At 48.3% G+C, this 22,732-nt stretch carries 21 protein-coding genes and 1 riboswitch; of the genes, 15 read left to right on the forward strand and 6 right to left on the reverse strand.

Translation table 11 applies throughout. From position 1 onward, the window contains the following. Window positions 1-105 precede the first annotated feature (105 nt). The 4 genes from QNH46_RS11995 to QNH46_RS12010 form a co-directional block, all read right to left on the reverse strand. Entirely contained in the window at window positions 106-1,263 is a 1,158-nt protein-coding gene (locus QNH46_RS11995) for a mannitol-1-phosphate 5-dehydrogenase (protein WP_283928281.1), read from the reverse strand. Continuing rightward, window positions 1,260-1,697, reverse strand: coding sequence for a PTS mannitol transporter subunit IIA (locus QNH46_RS12000; protein ID WP_283928282.1), 438 nt, complete (start codon window positions 1,695-1,697; stop codon window positions 1,260-1,262). The genes QNH46_RS11995 and QNH46_RS12000 overlap by 4 nt, the downstream gene beginning before the upstream one ends. A gap of 3 nt (window positions 1,698-1,700) precedes the next feature. Next, the gene (locus QNH46_RS12005) at window positions 1,701-3,773 is read right to left on the reverse strand and encodes a BglG family transcription antiterminator (protein WP_283928283.1); all 2,073 of its coding nucleotides are present in this window, start codon (window positions 3,771-3,773) and stop codon (window positions 1,701-1,703) included. A gap of 75 nt (window positions 3,774-3,848) precedes the next feature. Next, window positions 3,849-5,276, reverse strand: coding sequence for a PTS mannitol transporter subunit IIBC (locus QNH46_RS12010; RefSeq protein WP_283928284.1), 1,428 nt, complete (start codon window positions 5,274-5,276; stop codon window positions 3,849-3,851). Window positions 5,277-5,533: 257 nt separating this feature from the next. Between QNH46_RS12010 and mgtE the strand changes: the two genes are divergently transcribed. Beyond that, window positions 5,534-6,868 carry a magnesium transporter gene (mgtE, locus tag QNH46_RS12015; RefSeq protein ID WP_283928285.1) on the forward strand — a complete coding sequence of 445 codons (1,335 nt, stop codon included), beginning with the start codon at window positions 5,534-5,536 and terminating at the stop codon, window positions 6,866-6,868. Window positions 6,869-6,888: 20 nt separating this feature from the next. Here mgtE and QNH46_RS12020 read toward each other — a convergent pair whose 3' ends face one another. Continuing rightward, the gene (locus tag QNH46_RS12020) at window positions 6,889-7,596 is read right to left on the reverse strand and encodes a DNA alkylation repair protein (protein ID WP_283928286.1); all 708 of its coding nucleotides are present in this window, start codon (window positions 7,594-7,596) and stop codon (window positions 6,889-6,891) included. Between the two features lie 409 nt (window positions 7,597-8,005). On the opposite strand from QNH46_RS12020, the gene QNH46_RS12025 reads away from it, so the two are divergent. The 10 genes from QNH46_RS12025 (at window position 8,006) to QNH46_RS12070 (ending at window position 17,741) form a co-directional block, all read left to right on the forward strand. Continuing rightward, window positions 8,006-8,920 (forward strand): dihydrodipicolinate synthase family protein, encoded by a 915-nt coding sequence (locus QNH46_RS12025; protein ID WP_283928287.1) that lies wholly within the window; start codon window positions 8,006-8,008, stop codon window positions 8,918-8,920. Between the two features lie 54 nt (window positions 8,921-8,974). Then, window positions 8,975-10,387 carry an ABC transporter substrate-binding protein gene (locus QNH46_RS12030; protein WP_283928288.1) on the forward strand — a complete coding sequence of 471 codons (1,413 nt, stop codon included), beginning with the start codon at window positions 8,975-8,977 and terminating at the stop codon, window positions 10,385-10,387. A gap of 90 nt (window positions 10,388-10,477) precedes the next feature. Further along, entirely contained in the window at window positions 10,478-11,356 is an 879-nt protein-coding gene (locus QNH46_RS12035; protein WP_283928289.1) for a carbohydrate ABC transporter permease, read from the forward strand. Window positions 11,357-11,370: 14 nt separating this feature from the next. Continuing rightward, entirely contained in the window at window positions 11,371-12,213 is an 843-nt protein-coding gene (locus QNH46_RS12040; RefSeq protein WP_283928290.1) for a carbohydrate ABC transporter permease, read from the forward strand. Between the two features lie 30 nt (window positions 12,214-12,243). Further along, entirely contained in the window at window positions 12,244-12,936 is a 693-nt protein-coding gene (locus QNH46_RS12045) for an N-acetylmannosamine-6-phosphate 2-epimerase (RefSeq protein ID WP_283928291.1), read from the forward strand. After that, the gene (locus QNH46_RS12050; protein WP_283928292.1) at window positions 12,933-13,811 is read left to right on the forward strand and encodes an ROK family protein; all 879 of its coding nucleotides are present in this window, start codon (window positions 12,933-12,935) and stop codon (window positions 13,809-13,811) included. The genes QNH46_RS12045 and QNH46_RS12050 overlap by 4 nt, the downstream gene beginning before the upstream one ends. 11 nt (window positions 13,812-13,822) lie before the next feature. Further along, entirely contained in the window at window positions 13,823-14,677 is an 855-nt protein-coding gene (locus tag QNH46_RS12055) for a MurR/RpiR family transcriptional regulator (protein WP_283928293.1), read from the forward strand. Between the two features lie 39 nt (window positions 14,678-14,716). After that, window positions 14,717-15,190: a NanQ anomerase/TabA/YiaL family protein gene (locus QNH46_RS12060; RefSeq protein ID WP_283928294.1), complete on the forward strand. Its 474-nt coding sequence runs from the start codon at window positions 14,717-14,719 to the stop codon at window positions 15,188-15,190. Between the two features lie 303 nt (window positions 15,191-15,493). Next, a riboswitch (cyclic di-GMP riboswitch) is annotated at window positions 15,494-15,589 on the forward strand. Between the two features lie 57 nt (window positions 15,590-15,646). After that, window positions 15,647-16,096 carry a chemotaxis protein CheW gene (locus QNH46_RS12065; protein WP_283928295.1) on the forward strand — a complete coding sequence of 150 codons (450 nt, stop codon included), beginning with the start codon at window positions 15,647-15,649 and terminating at the stop codon, window positions 16,094-16,096. A 52-nt stretch (window positions 16,097-16,148) separates the two neighbouring features. Further along, window positions 16,149-17,741 carry a methyl-accepting chemotaxis protein gene (locus QNH46_RS12070; RefSeq protein WP_283928296.1) on the forward strand — a complete coding sequence of 531 codons (1,593 nt, stop codon included), beginning with the start codon at window positions 16,149-16,151 and terminating at the stop codon, window positions 17,739-17,741. Between the two features lie 150 nt (window positions 17,742-17,891). Here QNH46_RS12070 and QNH46_RS12075 read toward each other — a convergent pair whose 3' ends face one another. Next, on the reverse strand, window positions 17,892-18,023 hold the full coding sequence (locus QNH46_RS12075; protein WP_283928297.1) for a hypothetical protein: 132 nt from the start codon (window positions 18,021-18,023) through the stop codon (window positions 17,892-17,894). A gap of 123 nt (window positions 18,024-18,146) precedes the next feature. Between QNH46_RS12075 and QNH46_RS12080 the strand changes: the two genes are divergently transcribed. The 4 genes from QNH46_RS12080 (at window position 18,147) to QNH46_RS12095 (ending at window position 22,377) form a co-directional block, all read left to right on the forward strand. Then, window positions 18,147-19,724: a sensor domain-containing diguanylate cyclase gene (locus QNH46_RS12080; protein ID WP_283928298.1), complete on the forward strand. Its 1,578-nt coding sequence runs from the start codon at window positions 18,147-18,149 to the stop codon at window positions 19,722-19,724. A gap of 135 nt (window positions 19,725-19,859) precedes the next feature. Then, on the forward strand, window positions 19,860-20,771 hold the full coding sequence (locus tag QNH46_RS12085) for a LysR family transcriptional regulator (protein WP_283928299.1): 912 nt from the start codon (window positions 19,860-19,862) through the stop codon (window positions 20,769-20,771). A 162-nt stretch (window positions 20,772-20,933) separates the two neighbouring features. Next, entirely contained in the window at window positions 20,934-21,293 is a 360-nt protein-coding gene (locus QNH46_RS12090; RefSeq protein WP_283928300.1) for a mechanosensitive ion channel family protein, read from the forward strand. Window positions 21,294-21,381: 88 nt separating this feature from the next. Then, window positions 21,382-22,377 carry an iron-hydroxamate ABC transporter substrate-binding protein gene (locus QNH46_RS12095; RefSeq protein ID WP_283928301.1) on the forward strand — a complete coding sequence of 332 codons (996 nt, stop codon included), beginning with the start codon at window positions 21,382-21,384 and terminating at the stop codon, window positions 22,375-22,377. The last annotated feature ends 355 nt before the right edge of the window (window positions 22,378-22,732 follow it).

Raw genomic sequence — 22,732 nt, forward strand, 5'->3', positions numbered from 1 at the left:
AATTAAATTTTTTTATAGGATTGAATTTACATAAGAAAGAAGCCGCAGGACTGTAGCTAATCATTCGCTATCGTCCTGCGGCTTCTGGTCTGTCATTGGATCAATCTATGATTGCGCTCGTTCTTTAAGCTTCGCATATTCATCGGCAATTTGGGTATGCAGCGCGTGATCCTGCGGCAGCTCCGTGTATTTCTCAATGGCCGCATGAACCCCGTGCTCGCGCACATAGGCCTGCAGCTCGGCGGATTCCGGATCGCTGCTCTCGTCGAATAGCAGAGCCGCGGCAACCGCTTTTGTCAGATGGGGGACAGGGATCCCCAGTTCATGAGCGAGGCGTGCCGGTCTTACGAGCCGATCGTTCGGAGAAATTTTCCGAATCGGGGAACGGCCTACGCGCGCAATCTCATCGGTTAAATAAGGATTGATGAAGCGTTCGAGAATTTGCTCGATATACTGCTTGTGAGAGGCCTCGTCGAACGAATACGTCTTCACAAGCATCGCGCCCGATTCCTGCAAGGCTCCTCTAACTTCGTCGACGACTGCGGGATCTTTCATCGCTTCCTGGATGGTCTCGTAACCGTTCAGATAACCATGATAGGCAGCGATACAGTGCCCGGTATTCACGGTGAAGAGCTTGCGCTCGATATAAGGCAGCAATCGGTCTACATAATGGACGCCGGCGATTTCCTGGAATTCCCCTCGCATGGCCGACCGATCCACCGTCCATTCGTAAAAAGGCTCGACCGTGACGAGCAGCGGATCCTCATGCTGCTGCAGCGGTACGATTCGATCCACGGCGGCATCGGGGAAGTCGATCGACTGATCGGCCTGCTCTTTTGCGGCTGCGGACAGATGGTCGTAGACATGGTTTTTAAGCTGCGTACTGCCCCCGATGGCATTTTCGCAGGCAATGACATGAAGAGGGCGGGTGCTGCGCGACAATCTCAGTTCAATGCCCTGAGCAATTGCGGCAGCGATATGCTTCAGTACGGAGACGCCTACGGCGGTCGTTACGATATCTGCTTCCGCGACCGCTTCGGCGACAAGGGCTTGATTGTTGCCGTTAATCGCGGTTACGTTCTCGACGATGATCGAATCGGCTTGCTCATTGGCCAAGGTGACCGTATATTGCCGCTTGCTCTGCAGCAGGTTGACCAGTGTATCGTTTACATCGACAAACGTCACCTCGTATCCCGACTTCGAGAGCAATAAGCCGATAAAGCCCCGACCGATGTTGCCTGCGCCAAAATGTACGGCCTTCATTCGCTCAGCCCCTCTTCGAAAATCGAAATCAGCTCTTCTTCCGAAGTCGCGTTTACGATTCGTTCCATTTCATCATCATCCGAGACGAGGACGGCTACGTTCGTTAGAATCCCCATGTGATCATCGCGGATGGCTGCAAGGCCGATGACTAGCCGTGCAGGCTCATCGCCGCCGAAATCAATACCGTCCGGGGCGGTAATAATAGCCATCCCCGTGGATTTGATCATGGATTTGGCTTCATTCGTGCCATGCGGCATGGCGAGTCCGCCGCCAAGATAGGTTGACAGGGAGTCTTCGCGTTCGATCATTTTCTCGATATATTCCTGCGGGGCATGGCCAGCGTCCACCAGCATTTGTCCCACCATGCGGATAGCTTCGTATTTGTCTTGAACCTTCACGTTGAGTTTCACTTTGTCTGTAGATAGAATAGCCATGGTTTAATCTCTCCAATCCAATTTTCTTATCATATATTTCTCCAGTTGCCCGGAGATGAAACCTGTGATCTCTTCCTTGCTTCCTTCCTCGAGCAGTGCAACCATGTCGGTGAGGAGCAGCATTCCGCTGATTTCGCTCAGTACTTCGAGACTCGCCTTGTCCAGCTTCATGGGACCCAGCATCAACAGGACCTGCTTAACATCACCGGCTTCATGGTTTAGCTTAATCGGCATATCGTAGCGAAACAGGGAAATGAGCGGCTGCTGTACCCATTCGCTTCGCGTGTGGATTAAGGCGATCTCCGTGTCGGGCATGACCAGGCTGCCTTGCTCTTCCCGATGCAGCAGCTGCTCCACGATCTTCTCTTTGTTCAGCAATACGCTGGGCTGTTCAATCGTGGAGATCATATGCAGCAGCTGGCTCTGCAGGTCAGGCCCTCCGGAACTTCGGTTCATCCTGTGAACTCTGAAGTTCTCCAGCAGCTGCAGCACAATATCTGAGTAGATATGCAGCTGTCTCAGCCGATCGAGCGGGCCATGATCCGGGTCAGCAGCGGCAGCGGGGGAGGGCTCTTTGTTTTTTAAAGTAATGTCATGAATAAAAGCTCTTAGCTTTGTGGCCTCATCCTCCGTGAGCAGCGGGCTGATTTTAATATACCTGTCGGAGGCCAGCGGCAAATTCACGGTTGAAATAATCAAATCATAATCGTCCGCTGGCAGCCGTACAGCTTCATACCAGGACAAATGGCCGATCAGCTCGATTTGCGGCAGCTCCTTGTGAATACGAACCGCCAATAGCTTTGACGAGCCGATGCCGCTCGTGCAGACGAGCACGGCCCGAACTTTCCACGGAAATTGCTTGGAACGTTCGATGGCGGCTCCGAAATGCATCACGATATAACCGATTTCCTCGTCCGGGACGTGGAGGGTTTGCACGAACTGATCGACGCCCTGCCTGACGAGAGTGAACAGTTCGTCATAATCTTTTTTGATCTGTGTCAGAATCGGGTTGCGAATGGCAATGCCGCTGGCAATCCTTTGAAAGGCAGGGTGCATATGCTGGATCAAGCCCTCGACGAGCGAGCGGTCATTCATAAATGAAATCTGCGTCTTGATCTCGATATAGCGGATCAACTCGGTTACCGTTTCGATGAGCGACATGTCGTTATGGTTGACGAGCAATCCCAGCTCATGTTGTGCTTCGCCCCTGAGCAAGCTGCCTAGATATGCCTCCTCGGCCTGAGGGAGCTCTAATTCGAGCAGTTGGAGGAGACGGGCAAGCTGGCCGTTGTCCTTGACGGATGAAGTGGCCGGTTGGGCAGCAAGCTCCTGATCCTGACGAATAAGACAGCCGTGCTCGATTCGGGTCAGAGCCACGGATAGCCGGATCAGCAAACGGGTATAAGCCGCCTCTGACAAACGAATCGGGTATTGCTTGTTGATTTGCCAGAGTGCCCGCTCTAGTTTGAAAAACTGCGCTTTGCCGACCATGCTCAGAAGCTGGTTGGTCAGCGGGTGTACAACGGCATGATCGCTAGGATCATTTTGGTGTCCAAATAAATCGGAATCATCTAAGTATTTGATAGCGAGCAAGCTGATCATTTGCCGCTTCGCTTGTTCCCTGCCCGTTAATTCAACCCCGTAGCCGCGTTTGCGGACGAGTGTCAGCTGCTGTTCGTTGATCTGATCCTCCAGCTGGTCCAAATCACTGCTAATCGTAGGCATTGTCACATTTAGTTCATGAGCGAGGGTGAACAGCTTCATCGGCTCATCATACTGCAGGAGCTTGCACAGAATCAGGATTTTCCGTTCCTCGGGAGAATATTCGGCAGGCACGGATAGATTCAGCTCTTGTTTGAACAATTCGATCTGCTCGCTGTCCGCTTCGATTTTGATGCCGATTCCCGACTTCTTGTGAAGTGTAATGCCATGAGCCGCAAGGGCAGGTTCAATATCAATTAGCTCCCTGTGAATGGTTCGCGTACTGGTTCCAATCTCGGTAGCGATATCTGCAGCTGTAATTTCATTCTGTTGATTGAACAGCAGCTCTACAATCCGACGTTGTCTAGTTGACATTATGATATGGCATCATCCTTCACGAGAGAAATGAGCTTAACGCCGACAGAAACTCTGTCAGCGCCAAGCTTGGGATTACTTGCTCAATCTTTCGACGAGCGCGTCATATTCAGGACTTTTCAAGAAGTTTTCGATGGATATATGCTCTGCGTTAGGATTTTTCAGACGTGCCCGGTCTGTCAGTGTCTTATGAGTAAAGATAATATCCGCGTCAGCCGGAATGTCGTTAATCGCTGTATTGGTAACCGTAATCGGCAAGCCGGCAGCGTTGACCTTCTTCCGCAAGATTGATGCGCCCATCGCACTGGATCCCATACCGGCATCACAGGAGAAGACGATTTTCTTCACATCTTCTTTGGATTTAACCTCATTGTTGGCTGCAGAAGCGTTAGGCGTGCTGGTGCCTTTAGCGTCAGCTTTCATTTGTTTCATCTTAGCTTGTGCTTCTTCCAGGTCCCCGCCTTCTTCTCCGCTGTCTTTCGCAGTCTTCAGCAGCAGGGAAGCGATCAGGAACGATACGACGGTTGCGACCAGAACACCTGCGAACATGGCTAGGTATCCACCTTTTGGCGTCATCGCCATGTAGGCGATAATACTTCCTGGCGAAGGAGCAGCTACGAGACCCGCGCCCAGAATCGAGAAGGTAAACGTACCAGCCATGCCGCCGCCGATCACCGCAAGGATCAAACGCGGATTCATCAGGATGTACGGGAAGTAGATTTCATGAATACCGCCCAAGAAGTGAATGATAACCGCACCAGGGGCAGAGTTCTTTACCATTCCTCTGCCGAATACCCAGTAAGCTAGCAGAATACCAAGACCAGGCCCCGGGTTTGACTCCAGCATAAAGATAATGGATTGTCCTGCCTTGGACACCTGCTCCAATGCCAGCGGGCCAAGAATTCCGTGGTTGATGGCATTGTTCAGGAACAATACTTTTGCAGGCTCGATCAGCAGGTTAGCGAGCGGCAGCAGGCCCGTATTAATCAGAAACTCAACACCCGCAGCCAGAACGTTGCTGAACGCTTGAACGACTGGGCCAACGCCTTTAAATGCTCCTAGGGCGAGCGCACCGCCGATGATACCAGAGGAGAAGTTGTTGACCAGCATCTCGAAACCGGCAGGGATTTTACCTTCAACCGATTTATCGAACATTTTCAAGACCCAAGCTCCAAGTGGACCCATGATCATGGCTCCGAGGAACATCGGGATGTCCGCACCTACAACTACACCCATCGTTACGACGGCACCGATAACGCCACCGCGTACGCCGTGAATCATGTGTCCGCCCGTGTAACCGATAAGGAGCGGGAGCAGGTAAGTGATCATTGGTCCGACAAGCGAAGCCATACCTTCATTCGGGATCCAGCCTGTCGGAATGAACAGGGCTGTAATCAGACCCCAGGCAATGAATGCACCGATGTTCGGCATAACCATTCCGCTTAGGAAACGGCCGAACCGCTGCACTAGAACTTTAAAGCCAGATGATTGTGCAGTACCCATATTTTTTGACCTCCACATAATAATTTGTTGAATCTGAAGTTGATGAGTAGTTCATATATCCTATAACTATCGTAGCTGTTAGCGGTTTCAGTAGCAATGAAATCAAAAGCAGGTTGCTTCATGATGGCTGTTGACATGATTTTATTGTCTGAAGAAAGCATGCGCCTTATACCTTAGTAAGTCATGCTTTGCCTGCTTTCAACCGTGGTATAATGGAATATTAGGCATGAACAACAAATTCAAAGGAGTACGTTATAATGATCGATCTTAATCAAATGAGGCAGAAGATCTTGACAGCGGATCAGGACCAGATGCTTACATTTGTGGTGGCGTTTAGACCGATTGATTTGGCAGAAAGTCTGGAGAAATTAAAGGCGGAGGAGCAGCTTAGACTGATGGAGCTTCTTCCCCCGGCCGTGGCGGCGGAAATTTTGGAGTTTCTGGAACCGCTCATGCAATATAAGATTTTGCACAATCTGGATGTGAATCTGACTTCGCAAATTCTCAATGAGCTGCCCAGTGATGTGGTAGCGGATATGATGCTGGCGATTCATCGCTATCAGGCGGACAAGCTGCTGGATTTGCTGCCGGACGATTACCGCAAGCGCCTGCAGACTTTGATGACGTTTCCGGAGGAAACGGCAGGGAGCCTGGCAACAATTGATTATATCGCCGCACCTGGCCAATGGACGATGGATACTACGCTGGAGCACATACGCAAGGTCGGGCGCGAGGCAGAAATTACGGCTTATATTTATGTAACTGGAATGAAAGGGGAGCTGTTAGGGGTCGTTTCGCTGAAAAAAATCATTATGGCTGATCCCGCTACCCTGTTGCAGGAAATCGCGGATGAACCTATCTCCGTCCCAGCTACGATGGGCCAAGAGGAAACGGCTGAGCTGCTGTCGCGTTACGATTGGGTTGCGCTGCCGGTCGTGGACGCCCAGCAGCGTCTGATTGGCGTCGTTACCGTCGATGACTTGATCGACGTCATGCAGGAGGAGGCGACGGAGGATATTCAGATGCTCGGCGGAAGCCAGCCGCTACAGGGTACTTATTTCAAGAGCTCTGTATTTCATCTCTATCGAAAAAGGATCATCTGGCTTCTGATTTTGTTTGTCGCCGAGGCGTATACCGGGACGGTGTTAAGGCATTTTGAGGATACGTTGACCGAAGTCATATCGCTTGCATTCTTTATACCGCTCCTCATTGGCACCGGAGGCAATACCGGGACCCAAACCGTGTCCACGCTTGTCCGGGCGCTTGCCGTCGGTGAAGTGCACTTTAGAGATCTGTTTCGCGTAATCCGGAAGGAACTGGTCACTGGAATCATGACCGGCTCAACGATTTTTATTATCGCCTACCTTCGTGCCTGGATGCTCGGCGTTGAGATGAACGTAGGCTTAGTCGTGGGCTTAACGGCGATGATCATCGTGCTGTGGGCTTCCTTCGTGGCCGCCATCCTGCCTCTCGTTCTGCATAAGCTGAAGGCGGACCCGGCCGTGATCTCCGGGCCATTCATTACGACGCTCGTGGACGGCACCGGCTTAATCATCTATTTCACTGTGGCCAGAATTTTACTCAATCTATAGTCCTAAAGGAATGGCTGTCCTTAGCAGATGCAGGTTTTTTTCTTGATGCCCAGCTTGCCGCGCTGCTCTACCTTGCGAATGTAATCGGCAGCTAACGGAACCTTGCAAGCGGTTTGGCCGACATCGACGTGAACCTTGCCGATGCTTTCCGCGACGCCAATGGCTTCATCATATAGAGCAGTCACATAACTTCCTGCAATGATGACAAACATATTCATCGTATACCGAACCCGGTTCTGCTCCTCATGAATCGTGGATTCGATCAGCCGCAGCAAGGCGCGGATTTCCTCCAGGTCAAGCTGGTCATCGGGAGTAATGGACACGTAATTGGCATAGGTGCTCCAGCCGCAGGTCGCGACCATTTCGTCACCAGAACGCATCCATTCCCGTGCCAGCTTCAGCGCGTAAGGGCTCTCTGCCGCTACGCCTGCGACCGTATATTCGGCCAGCATGTACCAGTTAGCCTGTTTGACCCAGTGCTCCAGCTGGGGCAATGTCATCATTTGCGGGTTGATGGACAGTCCGGCCAAATACTTGGCGTCAGAATGGCCTGTGTCATAAAGAGCCAGAGCTAATTCCTGATCCTTGGACACCTGCTTCACCAGCTTCTTCAGATCTCCGACCTTGACGCCGAAGAGGGGCTCCTTAGCTCCATGGCGCATAAAGGTTTTCTTCGTTTGCTCAGTGCCCAGTTCCTCGAGCTTCGTCATCACTTCTGCTAGTGTCATTAGGCTTACTCTCCTTAGAATGAATTGATCATATGGTAACACAATATTCTGTAGAAGGGGATGAAGACAGGAAAGGAAATTCAATATTCTTAACACGGGAAGAAATTTTCAACAATTATATTCTGGAGAAAATAATTTACAAAATCGAAAATTCATGATATCTTGAATATAGAAGGAGCCAAAATTAAATACTAACAACCCAAAGTTGTGTAAGGGCTTCCAGATTCATGTCGCATTAGTATCATCGAACGGGGGAGGTCATCGGATCTAACACGAACACGAACACCTTGTCATGATTTCTGGCGGAAATATTTTTCATATATTAGATAAAAGCGAAAATAATTTACGAAACCAGAGCTCATGACCATTCGAGGACAAAGACAATGCAGACAACCAAGGAGGAAAGAAAATGGCTTCATTAGAAAAGTTTCATGGCATCTTACCGGCCTTCTATGCATGCTATGACGAAGAAGGCAATATTTCGGAAGCGCGGACGAAGGATCTGTGCGATTACTTGTTAGACAAAGGAGTGCAAGGTGTCTACGTTGGCGGAAGCTCCGGGGAGTGCATCTATCACAGCCTCGATGAACGCAAAGCCGTGCTAACGTATGTTGCGAACCAGCTGAAAGGCAAAATGACCTTGATTGCCCATGTGGGAGCTCCGTCGACGAGAGACAGCATCGAATTGGCGAAGCATGCGGCGGAACGGGGTTATGATGCGCTATCGGCTATCCCGCCGATTTACTTTAAGCTCCCAGATCATGCCGTTTATAAATACTGGAGCGACATTATTGAGGCAACGGAACTTCCTTTCATTATTTATAACATTCCGCAAACGACGGGATATACGCTTAGTCCGGTATTGTTTGCCAAAATGCTGGAGAATAAAAAAGTCATCGGCGTTAAAAATTCTTCGATGCCGACCATGGACATTGAGCGGTTCAAAAAAGTCGGCGGTGCAGACGTCATCGTATTTAACGGCCCTGACGAGCAGTTCGTATCCGGAAGAATCATGGGGGCCGACGCTGGAATCGGCGGAACGTACGCCTCAATGCCAGAGCTGTTCCTGCAAGCGAATGAATGGGTTAAGGCCGGCAAATTTGCCGAAGCGACAGCGATTCAGAGTGACATTAACGACATTATTATCGCCCTATGCTCTCAGGATGGCTCCATGTATGCCGTCATCAAGGAAGTACTGAAAAGAAGAGGCATAGATATCGGCGGAGTAAGAGCTCCAATGCATAACATCAGCGAAGAAGATGCGGCCCGAATTGATGGGATCGTTCAGATGATCGATCAGGCGGTTGAACGTCACTGCAAGTAATCCAGAATCTTAATCTATTCACGATGGATCTTTATTACTTAAGGAGGCTTACAAATGTTTAAAAAGCGTCTGTTAATGACAACGGTGGCACTTATGGTTATTGTTTCGATGATTGCGGGATGCTCTGGAAACAATACAGCCGGCAATGGTGCGGCATCATCCAACGCAGGCAAGGGCGGCAAAGAAAAAGTCGAAATTACGGCATGGCTGACGCCGCAATGGAAGGGCGTCCTGGATGCATCGGAGCAAGGCGCTGACTATGACAGCTTCTTGAAATATGCGGCTAAGAAATTCGCAACGCAATACGATAAATACGACGCCAGCGTTAAAGTGGAAGTGATTGCGGGAGATCAGCGCGACCAGCTTCTCAACGTTAACCTCAGCAGCAACACGCCTCCGGATGTGTTTTTTGAAAGCGTCTTCCCAATGGGCGACTATGTTCACCGCGGCGCGCTTGTTCCGCTAACAGACATCGTTGACGATGAGGCTAAAAAGGACATCGACCAGAGCTTCTGGGATGCAGTTACTTTCGGAAAAGATGTATATTTCTATCCATTCCAGCATAATCCCGGCACGCTTGTCTACAATGCCGATATGTTCAGAGCAGCCGGCTTAGAGAAATTCGTTGGCGATGAGAACGAAATCAAAACCTGGACCATGGACGAGTACCAACAAATCCTGGACGGATTGAAGAATAACCTGCCTAAAGACAAATATGCGAATGCTTATCCAATGGCACTGTATGCCGTGAATAACCAAGGCGATACTTGGAATCTGGCTTACCTGAGAATGTTCGGCAACAAGTTCTTCAGCAGCGAAGGCAACATTGTATTGGATGATGCGAACGGCGCTAAGGCTGCGGCTTGGCTCAAAAAGCTTTATGACAGCGGTTACACAAACCCTGGGGCTGAATCTGTATCTTCAAACGATGCCAATGCCATGTTCCAAAATCAGCAGCTGGGCATTAGCTTTACCAACCCGATCCTCTTTAGCAACATGAAGACGAATATGGAGAATGGCACATCGCCGAAATTTGACGTACGCCTAGCCAATATTCCGTCTGAAAGCGGAGATCCGCTGTCCTTTACGTATGTTGTTGGCGCCAGTGTGTTCCAATCCGGCAATGCGAAGAAAGTAGAAGTAGCCAAGGATTTCGTTAAATTCTTCTCTACAGATCCTGAATTGGTGAAGTCCTCGAAGAACGGCATTCCTGTAAGAAGCTCCGTTGCCGAGGAACTGAAAGGCGAGAATCCGCTCTTCGCGGCATATGATGCCAACTCCAAATACCTGTTCAATTTTACGGGCAACGTTCCCGGTTACAGCCAGCTGAGAGAAGTGCTGTATCCTGAGCTTCAAGCGCTATACCTGGGACAAAAAACACCTGAGCAAATGGTGAAGGATTATCAAACGAATGGCAACAAGGTGATTGAGCAGAATAAAGCCGGCTCTGTCATCTACAATAAATAGTCTGCCGGCTGATCAACATTACACGATTAACAGCCTTGAGCTTCAGAAATTGCTGGGCTCAGGGCTGCTAATTAGAAAGGTAAAATGGATATGAAACTACGAAGAAATATTTATGCCAAAGAGAATATGACTGGTTATTTGTTTATTTTACCTCAGATGCTGGTTTTCTTGCTCTTCCTTGTATATCCGATCATTGAAGGCATCAGGCTGAGCATGTACCGGATCAACTATCAGAGCGAGACGTTTGTCGGCTTCGATAATTACCTGACCCTGATTAGTGATCCGGTCTTCTTCAAGGCCTTATTTAACACCGTCATATTTGTCGTATTTATCGTCATCCTTACGGTTGGTTTTGCTTTATTCGTAGCATCGGCAATCTTTGATAAGAACGCCAGATATGTCTCATTCATCCGGGGAAGCTATTATATTCCTGTCATGGTTTCTATGGTTGTCATGAGTATGGTTTGGAGCTTTTTGCTTAATCCGGCAAATGGATTGATTTCGTATTTTGCCCGCGATATGGGGCTAGGCACAGTGAACCTTCTCGGTAATCCCAAGACGGTTATGCCCGTCATTATTTTCGTCACCTTTGCGACCAACGTCGGTCAAGCAATCATCCTGTATATTGCAGCGATGATCGGCGTACCCAAAGATCTATTCGAAGCGGCAGAAGTGGATGGAGCCAGCAGATGGCAGGTCATCCTTAAAATATTGATTCCATCCGTCAAACCGACGACCGTGTACATTACGATCATTAACATCATTGCTGTTCTAAAAATATTCGTCGTCATCCAGTTATTGACTGGCGGCGGCCCTAACAATGCCTCCGTGACTCTGATGTATTACCTGTACAACAACGCATTTAAATATAATCAGCTCGGAGTTGCTTCTGCGGTTGGGGTGATTATGTTCATCATCACGCTGCTGCTCTCAGTACCTCAATTGAAAAGCATGCTTCAGGAGAAGTGAGGGGGATAAGCTCAATGTCACAAATCAAGAACAAGAAAAAAATGGAAAGGTTCGATATCGTTTCAAACGCGATCATTACCCTCTTCGCTGTTTTAAACCTGTTTCCGCTATATTGGTTATTTACAAGCTCTTTAAAAAACAGCTCGGACGTCGTCAAGATGCCGCCAGACTGGTGGCCAAAGACGATTACTTTCTCCAATTATGTCGATATATTTCAAAACCAGCCCGCTTTGCGGTGGACGTTCAACAGTATTTACGTGTCTGGCGTTACAACCATTCTGGTCATTGTCATCGGTTCGATGGCAGCGTACGCTTTCTCGAAAATCAATTTTAAATTCAGTAATCTCATTTATATCATTTTTGTCTCAAGCTTGATGATTCCGAAAGAAATCATGATTGTACCGCTCTTCCGCATCGTTCAGAATTTCCATATGGTGAACGCTTACGGCGGAATGATTTGGCCCAACGTAGCAGGGGCATTTGGGGTATTTTTATTGAAAGGGTTCTTCGATACGACACCGAATGCGCTCAGGGAAGCGGCGAGAATCGACGGAGCCAGCGAATGGCGAACATTTACGAGAATCATGCTGCCGATCGTTAAACCGGGCATTGGAGCATTGTTCATCCTTAATTTCGTCCAGGTCTGGAACGACTATTTGTGGCAATTGGTCGTTGGCCAGGAGAAATTGATGAAAACGCTGATGGTCGGTACCGCGACCCTGATGCAGGATCTCAACCCTAACTTTGCTTACAAAATGGCCGGAGCGACCGTAGCAGCCATTCCGATGCTGATCATTTTTGTAATGTTCCAACGCTACTTTACATCAGGCATTACGGCCGGGGCAGTGAAAGAGTAATAACATATAAAAACGTGGAGTGGTTTACAGATGAATACAGATCATAAAGTGCTAAAAGAGATCCATCATAAATTAGTCGTATCCTGCCAGGCGCTGCCTGAAGAGCCTCTCCATAGCCCCTTTATTATGGGGAGAATGGCATATGCCGCCTATTTGGGCGGAGCAGCCGGCATTCGCGCGAACAGCGTGGAAGATATTAGAGAAATCAAGAAAACAGTTCAATTGCCGATCATCGGCATTATCAAACAGGTATACGAAGGTTCGGATGTGTTCATTACACCGACATTAAAGGAAGTTGAGGCTCTGTACAATGAAGGCGTAGATATTATCGCGATGGACGCAACTGACCGAATCCGTCCCGATGGGACGACGATTTCCGAGTTGTTCCCGCGTATTAGAGAGATGTACAAGGATCAGTTGTTTATGGCAGACTGTTCAACGTTCGAGGAAGGCGTCATGGCTGAGGAACTGGGATTTGATTTGGTAGGAACAACCTTGAGCGGATATACCGATGCTACTAGAGGCACTGCTTTACCTGACTTTCAATTAGTGGAGCGGCTTGTGAGCCGTCTATCGGTTCCCGTTATTTCGGAAGGCGGTATTTCTACACCGGAAGAATTGAAGAAAATGTACGACCTTGGCGTATTTTCGGCGGTTGTCGGCTCTGCCATCACCCGGCCGATGGAAATCACGCAGCGGTTTGTGAAAGCAGTGATAAAATGAGAATATTAGCCGCGGATATTGGCGGAACGAATACAAAGCTCTGCATCTGCGATGAGCAGGGAAAACTGGAGCAATTCCAGGAGTACGCCACGGAGAGCCGCCAAGGCGGCCCTCATGTGATGAGTCGATTGATGGACAAGCTCGCGGAATATGACAATTTTGATGCGATTGCCATCAGTACGGCAGGACAAGTTGATTCGGAAGCAGGATTTATCGTCTATGCTAACGAAAATATACCTGATTACACCGGTATGAGAATAAAGAACATGCTTGAGGAAAGGTTTCATAAACCTGTAAAGGTTGAAAATGACGTGAATGCGGCTGCGCTTGGAGAAGCATTTTTCGGCGCTGCCCGGCACTTATCCGATTTTCTATGTTTGACCTATGGCACGGGGATCGGAGGGGCTATCGTCATCGACCGTCGGGTTTATAAAGGGGCAAAGGGCGTGGCAGCTGAATTTGGCCATATCGTGACGCATGCGGGAGCCAATAGCCGCAATGTGGCGCAGCCCCTTTTTTACGAGAAATATGCCTCGACGACAGCTTTGGTGCAAATGGCTGGGAAGGTTGACCCTGACTGTACGAACGGCAGAATATTGTTCGAGAAGATCAAACAGGGGAACAGTCGGCTGGAGCAAGTTATGCATGCATGGGTGGATGAAGTTGCCTACGGCTTAGCCTCAATCATTCATATCTTTAATCCCTCTGCCGTTATAGTTGGGGGTGGCGTTATGGAGCAGGACGAGTTGGTTCGGCTTGTGGAAGCCAGAACGAAAGCAACGGTTATGGAAAGCTATCGTGATGTGAAAATTCTGAAAGCCTCCCTAGGGAATAAAGCGGGCGTTCTTGGAGCGGCATCACTATTTTTTCGATAGGGGGAGAGACATTGCGGCCATTAAGTATTTTTACTTCGATTCATTCCAAGTATAACAATTTAACGAACACGGAAAAGAAAGTAGCCGACTATGTGCTGGAGAATGCTGCAAGCGTGGTTTACATGTCGATCACGGATTTAGCGGATGCCTGTAATGTTGGGGAATCCAGCATATTTCGCTTCTGTAAATCACTAAGCTATAAGGGGTATCAGGAATTCAAAATCGCCCTGGCTCACAGCATTACCGTGGACAATGAAATTCCGCAGCTGACCGACCAGGTGCTTATGGATGATACGATTGACCAGGTCGCATCGAAGGTGCTGTCTTCCAATATCAGCGCTTTGAATGAGACTTTTAATCTACTGAATATCGAGAAGATCGATCAGGCCATCGATTATTTGATCGAAGCCGACCGGATATTGTTCTTTGGCGTGGGCTCGTCACTGATCACGGCCATGGAGGCCAAAGTCAAGTTCATGCGGATCACAAATAAGGCGGAGTGCACTTTTGATTCACATCTGCAGATGATGTCGGCGGCTCTCATGTCCGAGCGGGATGTAGCTGTGATCATTTCGTATTCAGGTTCAACCAAGGACAATATTGAAGTGGCCAAGAAGGCAAAGGAGCGCGGCGCAACGGTAATATCGATTACACGGTTCGTCAAGTCACCGCTAACTTCGTATTCGGACCTTACGCTGCTGTGCGGAGCCAATGAAGGTCCGCTGCAGGGAGGATCCTTATCGGCGAAAATTTCCCAGCTCTATTTGCTGGACGTGCTATATACCGAATATTTCAAGAGATCGAAGGAACAATCGGTTGCCAACAAGGAGAATACCGCAGCGGCAGTCAGCGAGAAGCTACTATAGTCAAAGCTCATTTATCATTAATTATGGGGAGATGCGGATATGATTTTAGGCTCACTGGCAACCTGGAAGGAAGACCAAAAATTTGAGCATCAAGCAATTGCAGAGGCGGTTGAAGCGATCCAAAGCATCATTCGCGATCTGCCGTCTCCTGGGCGGGTCGAGATTCGGGGCAATGAAATGTATGCTTCGGTTATGGAACTGGAAGCAAAGTCGTTTGCAGAGCAGGCAGCGGAGAAGCATGAAGCCTATATCGATGTGCATTATCTGATCGAAGGCGAGGAGATTATCGGATGGTCGCCTGCAGTCGAGGGAGAACAACCTGTGCAGGCGTATGATGAGGAAGGGGACTATGCGCTGTATCAGCCTTCAGATGAAGAAGTGAAATTAGCGATGAAGCCTGGAATGTTCGCCGTATTTTTTCCGCATGATATTCATAGACCAGGCATGGCTGAGCAGCCGGCGGCCATTCGCAAGCTTGTGGTTAAGATTCATGTCAATATGTTCAAATCGTGAATCATGTAAGCAAAAGCAAAAGTTCTGCATTAAGGACTTTTGCTTTTTCATTTTGTCTGATACTTACTGAATCTCGGCGGATAGTTCTTCAGTAGAACATAAATATGAACAGGCGTATAGGAATGACATGTTATTGGGTCTTAAAGCCTATTTTAATAGATTTATTCACCCATATTGGTGCGAACGACTATTGTCAAATAAGTACTTGTGAACTATAATCGAGAAGTAGTATTTAGTCGAATAAAGTTGAAAATTGTATTAAATTGTCGAACAGTGTATTGTTCGAAGCTTTGAAGTGACCACTGAATAGAAGGGCAAACTTGCCGAAAGGCAAGGACGCAAAGCTACAGGGGCTACTTTGTCACCGAATCAATGACATTATGCCAGCCAGTTGCCGAAATCGAGGGAATCCTCCGTTATTTAGGGAGGTTTTTTGTCTTAGGAAGGGGGGATGAAATGAGCCAGACGAGTGAACAATACGTTGTTTTTGCCATCAACGGCAATGATTACGGGATTCCTGTCCTAGAAGTATCAGAAATTATCCGGATGCAAACGGTGAATTGGATTCCGAATTCGCGCCGGGAATTTCTAGGCATGATCCAGCTGAGAGAAAAACTGATCCCCATAATAAGTCTCCATACCATATTTTCAGAGGCAGAAAAGGAGTTGGATTCGAAAACCCGCATCATTATTATACATACCGAGGAAGCAAACCAGAATATCGGCATTGTCGTTGACGAAGTAAAAAAGGTCATGTTCCTCCCTAAAGAAGGAATCAACTTCCCGCCGCATATGGCGCAGCAGGCTTGGCTAAAAGGGATGTTTCAGCAGCAGGATTCCCTAATTGTGCTGCTTGACATACAAACTCTGCTTACGGATGTTAACGGCGGTTATTCGTATATTTAATATTCATCATCACAGCAAAATTAACTGTAAAATATCGAATGAGGTGGCCCTAATGAAGTGGTTTTATAATCTAAAGACGTCAGTCAAGCTGATCAGTTCTTTTATTGTTTTAGCGATCATCGTTACCTTTGTAGGCTTCTATGGCTTAAACAACATGGATAAGCTGAATAATAGTATAAATGAGATGTATGACAATCGCTTATTGCCGATTACGAACGTAATGAATGCCCAAATCACCTACCAGCAAATGAGAGCGGATTTGCTGAACTTGCATATGAGCGAGTCGCAGCAAGATAAAGATAAGTATTTGGTCAAATTGGATGGATTTAAAAAAGATATTGATGACCGGATTGTGGAATATGGAACAAGAAGCTTTAACACAATAGAGCATGAAGAGCTGTACAAAAACGTTCAGCTCTCATGGCAAAACTTTCAGCGCGCTTACGATGAAGCGGTTCAATTAACAATGGAAGGTAAAAATGAGCAATTTCTTGACTACCTTCACGGAGATTACGAGGATATCCGTGAAGACTTCAACAATTATTTAACAAGTCTTGCGACGTTAAACGTAAATAGAGCAGAGCAATCTAGCATTGATACGGATGTGCTTTATGCTTCGTCACGGACGGTTACGCTTGTCATTATTATTATCGCCATGCTGCTCAGTATTGCTTTCGGTTATTTGATATCCCAAGTGATCGCCCGTCCGTTAAATCGTGTTGTCGGGCTGGTGGAAAAAGTCGCTCATGGCGACTTAACAGAGACGGAAAATATCGATACGAAGGATGAGGTTGGGCAAGTGGCCGCATCGATCAATAATATGGTGCTTAGCCTTCGCGAAACCGTAAGCAGCATTCTAGGCTTGGCGGAGAACGTCTCCGCCGCCGCAGAGCAAATTTCCGCAAGTACGGAGGAAATTGCCAGCAGCAGCACGAGTCAAGCGAACGATGCTCAAGTGATGAATGAGCTTTTCCGTGAGTTGTCCCTCGCGATTACTTCCGTAGCCCACAGTGCAGAGGAGGCATCGGAGTTGTCGAATCAAACGTTGAGGATTGCCCAGAACGGTGGCGAGGTGGTTCGTTCGTCGATCTCGGGAATGAACCAGGTCAATGAGCAGATGGCTTTGCTCGAGGAGGATTCTAACCGAATCGGGGAAATTATTGAGGTGATCGACGACATTGCCGATCAAACGAATTTGCTCGCGCTGAATGCGGCGATTGAAGCGGCCCGTGCGGGAGACCAAGGACGAGGATTTGCGGTCGTTGCGGACGAAGTCCGGAAGCTGGCCGAGCGAAGCAGCGAAGCAACCAAACAGATTACTGCGATTATTAAAGGCATGCAGCAAAATACGAAGCATAGCGTCCGCGCGGTCGAAGAGGGCGTGAGATCCACACAGCAGACAGGCGAAGCTTTTGAGCATATTATGGCCATGGTCAATGATTCGGCACAGAAAGTCGCCGAGATTGCAGCCGCCAGCGAGGAGCAGGCTGCACAATCCTCGGATGTGCTCTCCTCGATTGAGAGTATTTCCGCCGCTACGGAAGAATCGGCCGCGAGCAGTGAAGAAACAGCTTCTACGGCACAATCCCTGGCCGAACTGGCTGAGGAACTGAATCAGTCAGTAGCTATTTTCAAGGTCAGGTAAACAAAAAGTAGGAACCTCTCGCCGATTCAGGGGTTCCTACTTTTTTCTAGTCACACCAGAATATTTCTTGATAACATGTACTGGGCGGCGGCTTCAACATTCTAGGGCTGGACTTTCCGACGTTGCTGTCGTATATCATACTATGGATGGTCACAGTATATCCCCCTCATCGTAGGTACGGAAATCGCTTTTGGCGAACCGATCTTCAACATCGGGGACAATCGGCAAAATCAACAACGCGCGTTCTCCGGCATAATTTTGCTGCACTTTCACAAGCTGCAAGAGAACAAATAAATCATAATATCGTGCGGCAGCGACCTATCTAAAATCATTGTTTAAAACCACTTGTAAATATGATAGAATGCAACGGATTAGCCTACATCAGTTGAAATGGGAGACTCGTAAATGAAAAGAATGAAACTGTCGCTGCGGTATTTGATTGTTTGTGTGGCTCTATTATCTTTCAGTTTAACGCTGATAAGCAGCTTGCTGAGCGGATACGACACCAACAAGCAGACGCTGATTGCCAACACGCTGGAGACGAACCGGATGTATGCGGAGAAGCTGGCGCAAGCGACGGATGGCTTCCTTTATACGACATTGCAGACTTTGAGCGTTAGCGCGGCGGAAATCTCGACGGTCATGGATGACGAGGCGTCTCTTCTGAAGGAAGCGAATCGTTTGAAAATGCAAACGAATATTTTCAATTCCGTGGCGATTACTGATCCCAGCGGGAAAATATTGGCTACATATCCGCATTCGCTTGATCTTAAAGGTAGAATATTGACTTCACCTGCCAGCAAGGAAGCGCTTGAAGAGAGAAGGCCGCTCATTTCGAAACCCTACACGGGGATTACGGGACGACTGATTATTTTTATCTCATATCCAATTTTCGATGAGCAGTATAATTATTCGGGTCTGGTTGGCGGGACGCTTTATTTGAAGGAAATGAACATTCTCAATGAAATTCTGGGAGAGCATTTCTACAAAGACGGCTCGTATGTTTACGTAGTAGATCAGGACGGACGTATCATATATCATCAGGATCAAAGCCGCGTTAATGAAGTCGTGGACGAGAATCCGGTCGTTCGGAAGCTGATGAATGGGGAGCGGGGGGCCGAGCGGGTCATTGACACGAAGAAGAAGGACATGCTGGCAGGATACAGTTATATTCCTACGGCCGACTGGGGCGTGGTATCGCAGCGGGATACGGAGGTAACACTGGCTCCTGCGAAGGAAATGCTGAAGAAGATGATCGTTACCTCCTTTCCGTTCTTGTTCGTATCGCTCATATTCATCATCTGGCTGTCCAATAAAATCGCGCAGCCGCTGCATAAGCTGGCTTATTATACAGAGAATAGCACGGAGAAAAACCAGGAGAAGCATATCGCGAAAATTCCTGCTTGGTACTACGAGGTCATTCAGTTAAAGAAGGCGCTTGTTCACAGCCTCGCGATTCTTCATAATCGCATCAATTATTCCATTCATCAATCGAGGACTGATTCACTGACCAGATTGACGAATCGCCGCGGAATGGAGGAGCATATGAAGAAGTGGCTGGAGGAAGAGAAGCCATTCTCGCTGATCCTGCTGGATATCGATCATTTCAAACGGGTTAACGATACTTACGGCCATGCGGCAGGAGACCATGTGCTGCAATTTCTGGCCATACAGATGACGGAAACGGCAGGGCCGAATTCTATTTGCTGCCGCTATGGCGGAGAAGAGTTCGTCATCCTGCTGCCAGACACGGCGCAGCAGGACGCAGTCAAAGTCGCGGAGAGACTGAGATCGAAGATGGAAAGAACGGTGAGTCCATGCGGAGAAATCGTAACGGTCTCCGCGGGAGTGGCTGCATATCCCGAGCATGCCTCCGGTCTCGATGGGCTTGTGGCTAAGGCGGATGCTTCCCTGTATGAAGCGAAGAGGCGCGGACGAAATCAGATCGTCGCTTTCGAACCACACGATGTCATACAGACTTAGCCTTAGCATTTATACATTGAACCATTTTTGATCTATGGTATCAGCCACTTAAATATTACGCCGACAGCCGACCAGGATGACTGGTCGGTTTATTGCAAAGATGCAATATTCATCACAGTAAAGGAGGCGTGAAGGATGACCCTTCAGCAGTTGAAATACGTGATTGAGGTGGCTACCCGCGGGTCGATGAACGAAGCCGCGAAGCGCTTGTTCATTTCGCAGCCCAGCCTGTCCAATGCGATCAAGGATTTGGAGGAGGAGCTGCAGATTACGATTTTTGAACGGACGAATAAGGGCATTGTACTCACGAAGGACGGTGCGGAATTCCTGAGCTATGCCCGTCAGGTCGTCGAGCAAGCGGCGCTGCTGGAGAGCCGCTATTTGAATGTGAAGCCGGCTCCCCAGCATTTCTCGGTATCAGCTCAGCATTATGCTTTTGCGGTCAGTGCTTTTGTGGAGCTCGTAAATCAATATGGACATGACGAGTACGAGCTGGCGCTGCGAGAGACGAAGACCTACGAAGTGATCGAGGATGTCAAGCATATGTACAGCGAAATCGGCATCCTGTATCTGAATGAATTCAATGCTAAGGTCATAAACAGGCTGCTGGACGATGCCGGGCTGCAATTTACCAGCTTGTTTGTGGCGCGGCCGCATATTTTTATTAGCGCCAGGAACCCTCTTGCGAAACAGCCCGTTGTCACTATTGATCAGCTCGACGATTATCCGTTCCTCTGCTTCGACCAGGGCGAATTCAACTCGTTTCATTTCTCGGAGGAAATTCTAAGCACGCTGTCCCATAAGAAGCTGATCCGGGTCAACGACAGAGCGACGTTGTTTAATTTGCTGATCGGCCTTAACGGTTATACGATTTCCACGGGGGTGCTGAGCGCCGATTTGAACGGACGCGACATTATTCCGGTGCCCCTGGATTGTGACGAGTCAATTAATGTAGGCTGGATTTCGCATCGGAACATGCCGCTGTCGAAGCTGGGTACAGCCTATGTGGAGGCGCTCAAGGAATCTGTAGCCAAGGATTACGGTTGATACAGTCTTTACTTTTTTTGATCAGAGGTGTCGGCAGATGAAAATCATGGATTGGATTGTTAAATTGTCGGAACGCATCAGTTGGATTGAACTGCTGGTCGCGCTGGGAATCGTGCTTATATTCTGGTTATTTCGCAAGCTGTTTACGAAATACTTCGCAAGATGGAGAGAAGAAGAGAATCGTTTACGCTTGGCGTTGCCTTGGACTCGGATCGGGAACGGCTTGCGGCAGCTGTGGCGAGAATCGATCAGATGCTGGTCGAACACGATGAGGCTCATAAAAAGACGATTATGGTCGAGTTTAGAGATTTCAATGAGAGCAGCCTGGGCATCTTTGTGTATTTTTTTACGAAAACGACGGATTGGGCCGAGTATTTGACGGTGTGGCAGGAAATAAACTTGACCATCATGCAAATTCTAGAAGAGGAAGGAATCAAGCTTGCATATCCTGCGCAGCGGGTATTCCTTGAGGAGAAACCGGGACAGTCGGGCAGGCCTGCGCGCATGTATGAAGAAAATTAATTTAGATTGTATCTTCTGCTAATTCAGGTTATAATATTTTTGTTGAAAATAATTATCATTATCAGTCATACAGTGAGGAGATTCAGGAATGAAGAGAAACAGAAATCCTAAATATGCTGCTGCAGCAGGAATATTAAGCTTGGTTCTGGTGTTGAGCGCCTGTTCCGGCGGGTCTGCCCCGGCTAGTACGAACGGCAACGCAAGCCCGGCTTCTGGAGGAAATCAAGTCGAAGAATCCCAGTCGGCAGAGCGTGTGCTTACGGATTCACTAGGCCATGAAATGAAGGTACCGGCGAATCCCGAACGGATCATCGCTTCCTATTTGGAGGACCATCTCGTAGCCCTAGGCGTCAAACCAGTCGCGCAATGGTCTGTAGCAGAAGGCAAGACGGTACAGAATTATTTGCAATATGAATTGAAGGATGTACCGACGATTCCGTCCGAGCTTCCTTATGAAACGGTAATGAGCTTCCAGCCGGACTTGATCCTTATGGACAGTGCCGACATGGCAGCTGGAGATAAATATGAACAATATTCAAAAATAGCTCCTACATATTCCGTAGGCACAGAGCAGAACAATGACTGGCGGGAAGAGCTGCTTACCGTCGGAGACGTTCTAAACAAGGCCGAGGAAGCCAAGATGGCTCTCGCGGATTACGATGCGAAGGCGAATGAGGCCAAGGAGAAGCTGCAAGCCGCCATCGGCGAGAAATCGGCTGCAGTCCTGTGGCCTCTAGGCAAGAGCACTTACATCGTTCATGAGAAGCTGTCTAGCGGAGATGTTCTCTATCGGGATCTCGGGATGAAGGTGCCGTCCGTCGTGCAGGAAATTTCCGCTTCGGCCACGGCGAACTGGAATCAAATCTCGGCGGAGAAGCTGGCTGAGCTGGATGCAGACTACATTTTCATAGTCAGCTCCGCTGTACCGATGGAAGAACTGCTCGCCGATCCGATCTGGGCCGGACTACCGGCGGTGAAGCACGGCCAGATATACGAATTTGATAATGAATCGAGCTGGCTCTATACGGGTGTGATTGCCAACGGAAAAATTATCGATGATGTATTAAATAGTATTTTGAAGTAGAAAAAGAGAGGTACACGAATGGCTACTGTTCCAAAGTAGTTTTTTCATAGCGGGAACAGATGAATTCATTTTTACGAACAAAAGCGCCAGTTCTCGGGCTATCTCAGCCCCGGAAATGGCGCTTTTTGCTTCATGGCGGCTCATCTTAAGTATATTTCATACTCACCGCTTTGGACAATTCCATTTAAATGGATTTATAGTAGTTAGTTTCTGCGGTCAAGAAGGAAATGTGAATATAAATGGATTTCATGTCATTAGAAGAAGGAAAATTGTCAATCATGGAATGGACTCTGATAATAGCTGTATAAAACCCATCTAATCCCCATAAGCATTCGTTTCTGAGCATATTAGATGC

The sequence above is a fragment of the Paenibacillus woosongensis genome (assembly GCF_030122845.1).
Classification (GTDB): domain Bacteria; phylum Bacillota; class Bacilli; order Paenibacillales; family Paenibacillaceae; genus Fontibacillus; species Fontibacillus woosongensis_A.

Coding starts and splice junctions, on each gene's coding strand:
- QNH46_RS11995 (WP_283928281.1), bottom strand. CDS start 1,263: ATGAAGGCCGTACATTTTGGCGCAGGCAACATCGGTCGGGGCTTTATC.
- QNH46_RS12000 (WP_283928282.1), bottom strand. CDS start 1,697: ATGGCTATTCTATCTACAGACAAAGTGAAACTCAACGTGAAGGTTCAA.
- QNH46_RS12005 (WP_283928283.1), bottom strand. CDS start 3,773: ATGTCAACTAGACAACGTCGGATTGTAGAGCTGCTGTTCAATCAACAG.
- QNH46_RS12010 (WP_283928284.1), bottom strand. CDS start 5,276: ATGGGTACTGCACAATCATCTGGCTTTAAAGTTCTAGTGCAGCGGTTC.
- mgtE (WP_283928285.1), top strand. CDS start 5,534: ATGATCGATCTTAATCAAATGAGGCAGAAGATCTTGACAGCGGATCAG.
- QNH46_RS12020 (WP_283928286.1), bottom strand. CDS start 7,596: ATGACACTAGCAGAAGTGATGACGAAGCTCGAGGAACTGGGCACTGAG.
- QNH46_RS12025 (WP_283928287.1), top strand. CDS start 8,006: ATGGCTTCATTAGAAAAGTTTCATGGCATCTTACCGGCCTTCTATGCA.
- QNH46_RS12030 (WP_283928288.1), top strand. CDS start 8,975: ATGTTTAAAAAGCGTCTGTTAATGACAACGGTGGCACTTATGGTTATT.
- QNH46_RS12035 (WP_283928289.1), top strand. CDS start 10,478: ATGAAACTACGAAGAAATATTTATGCCAAAGAGAATATGACTGGTTAT.
- QNH46_RS12040 (WP_283928290.1), top strand. CDS start 11,371: ATGTCACAAATCAAGAACAAGAAAAAAATGGAAAGGTTCGATATCGTT.
- QNH46_RS12045 (WP_283928291.1), top strand. CDS start 12,244: ATGAATACAGATCATAAAGTGCTAAAAGAGATCCATCATAAATTAGTC.
- QNH46_RS12050 (WP_283928292.1), top strand. CDS start 12,933: ATGAGAATATTAGCCGCGGATATTGGCGGAACGAATACAAAGCTCTGC.
- QNH46_RS12060 (WP_283928294.1), top strand. CDS start 14,717: ATGATTTTAGGCTCACTGGCAACCTGGAAGGAAGACCAAAAATTTGAG.
- QNH46_RS12065 (WP_283928295.1), top strand. CDS start 15,647: ATGAGCCAGACGAGTGAACAATACGTTGTTTTTGCCATCAACGGCAAT.
- QNH46_RS12070 (WP_283928296.1), top strand. CDS start 16,149: ATGAAGTGGTTTTATAATCTAAAGACGTCAGTCAAGCTGATCAGTTCT.
- QNH46_RS12080 (WP_283928298.1), top strand. CDS start 18,147: ATGAAAAGAATGAAACTGTCGCTGCGGTATTTGATTGTTTGTGTGGCT.
- QNH46_RS12085 (WP_283928299.1), top strand. CDS start 19,860: ATGACCCTTCAGCAGTTGAAATACGTGATTGAGGTGGCTACCCGCGGG.
- QNH46_RS12090 (WP_283928300.1), top strand. CDS start 20,934: ATGGAGAGAAGAAGAGAATCGTTTACGCTTGGCGTTGCCTTGGACTCG.
- QNH46_RS12095 (WP_283928301.1), top strand. CDS start 21,382: ATGAAGAGAAACAGAAATCCTAAATATGCTGCTGCAGCAGGAATATTA.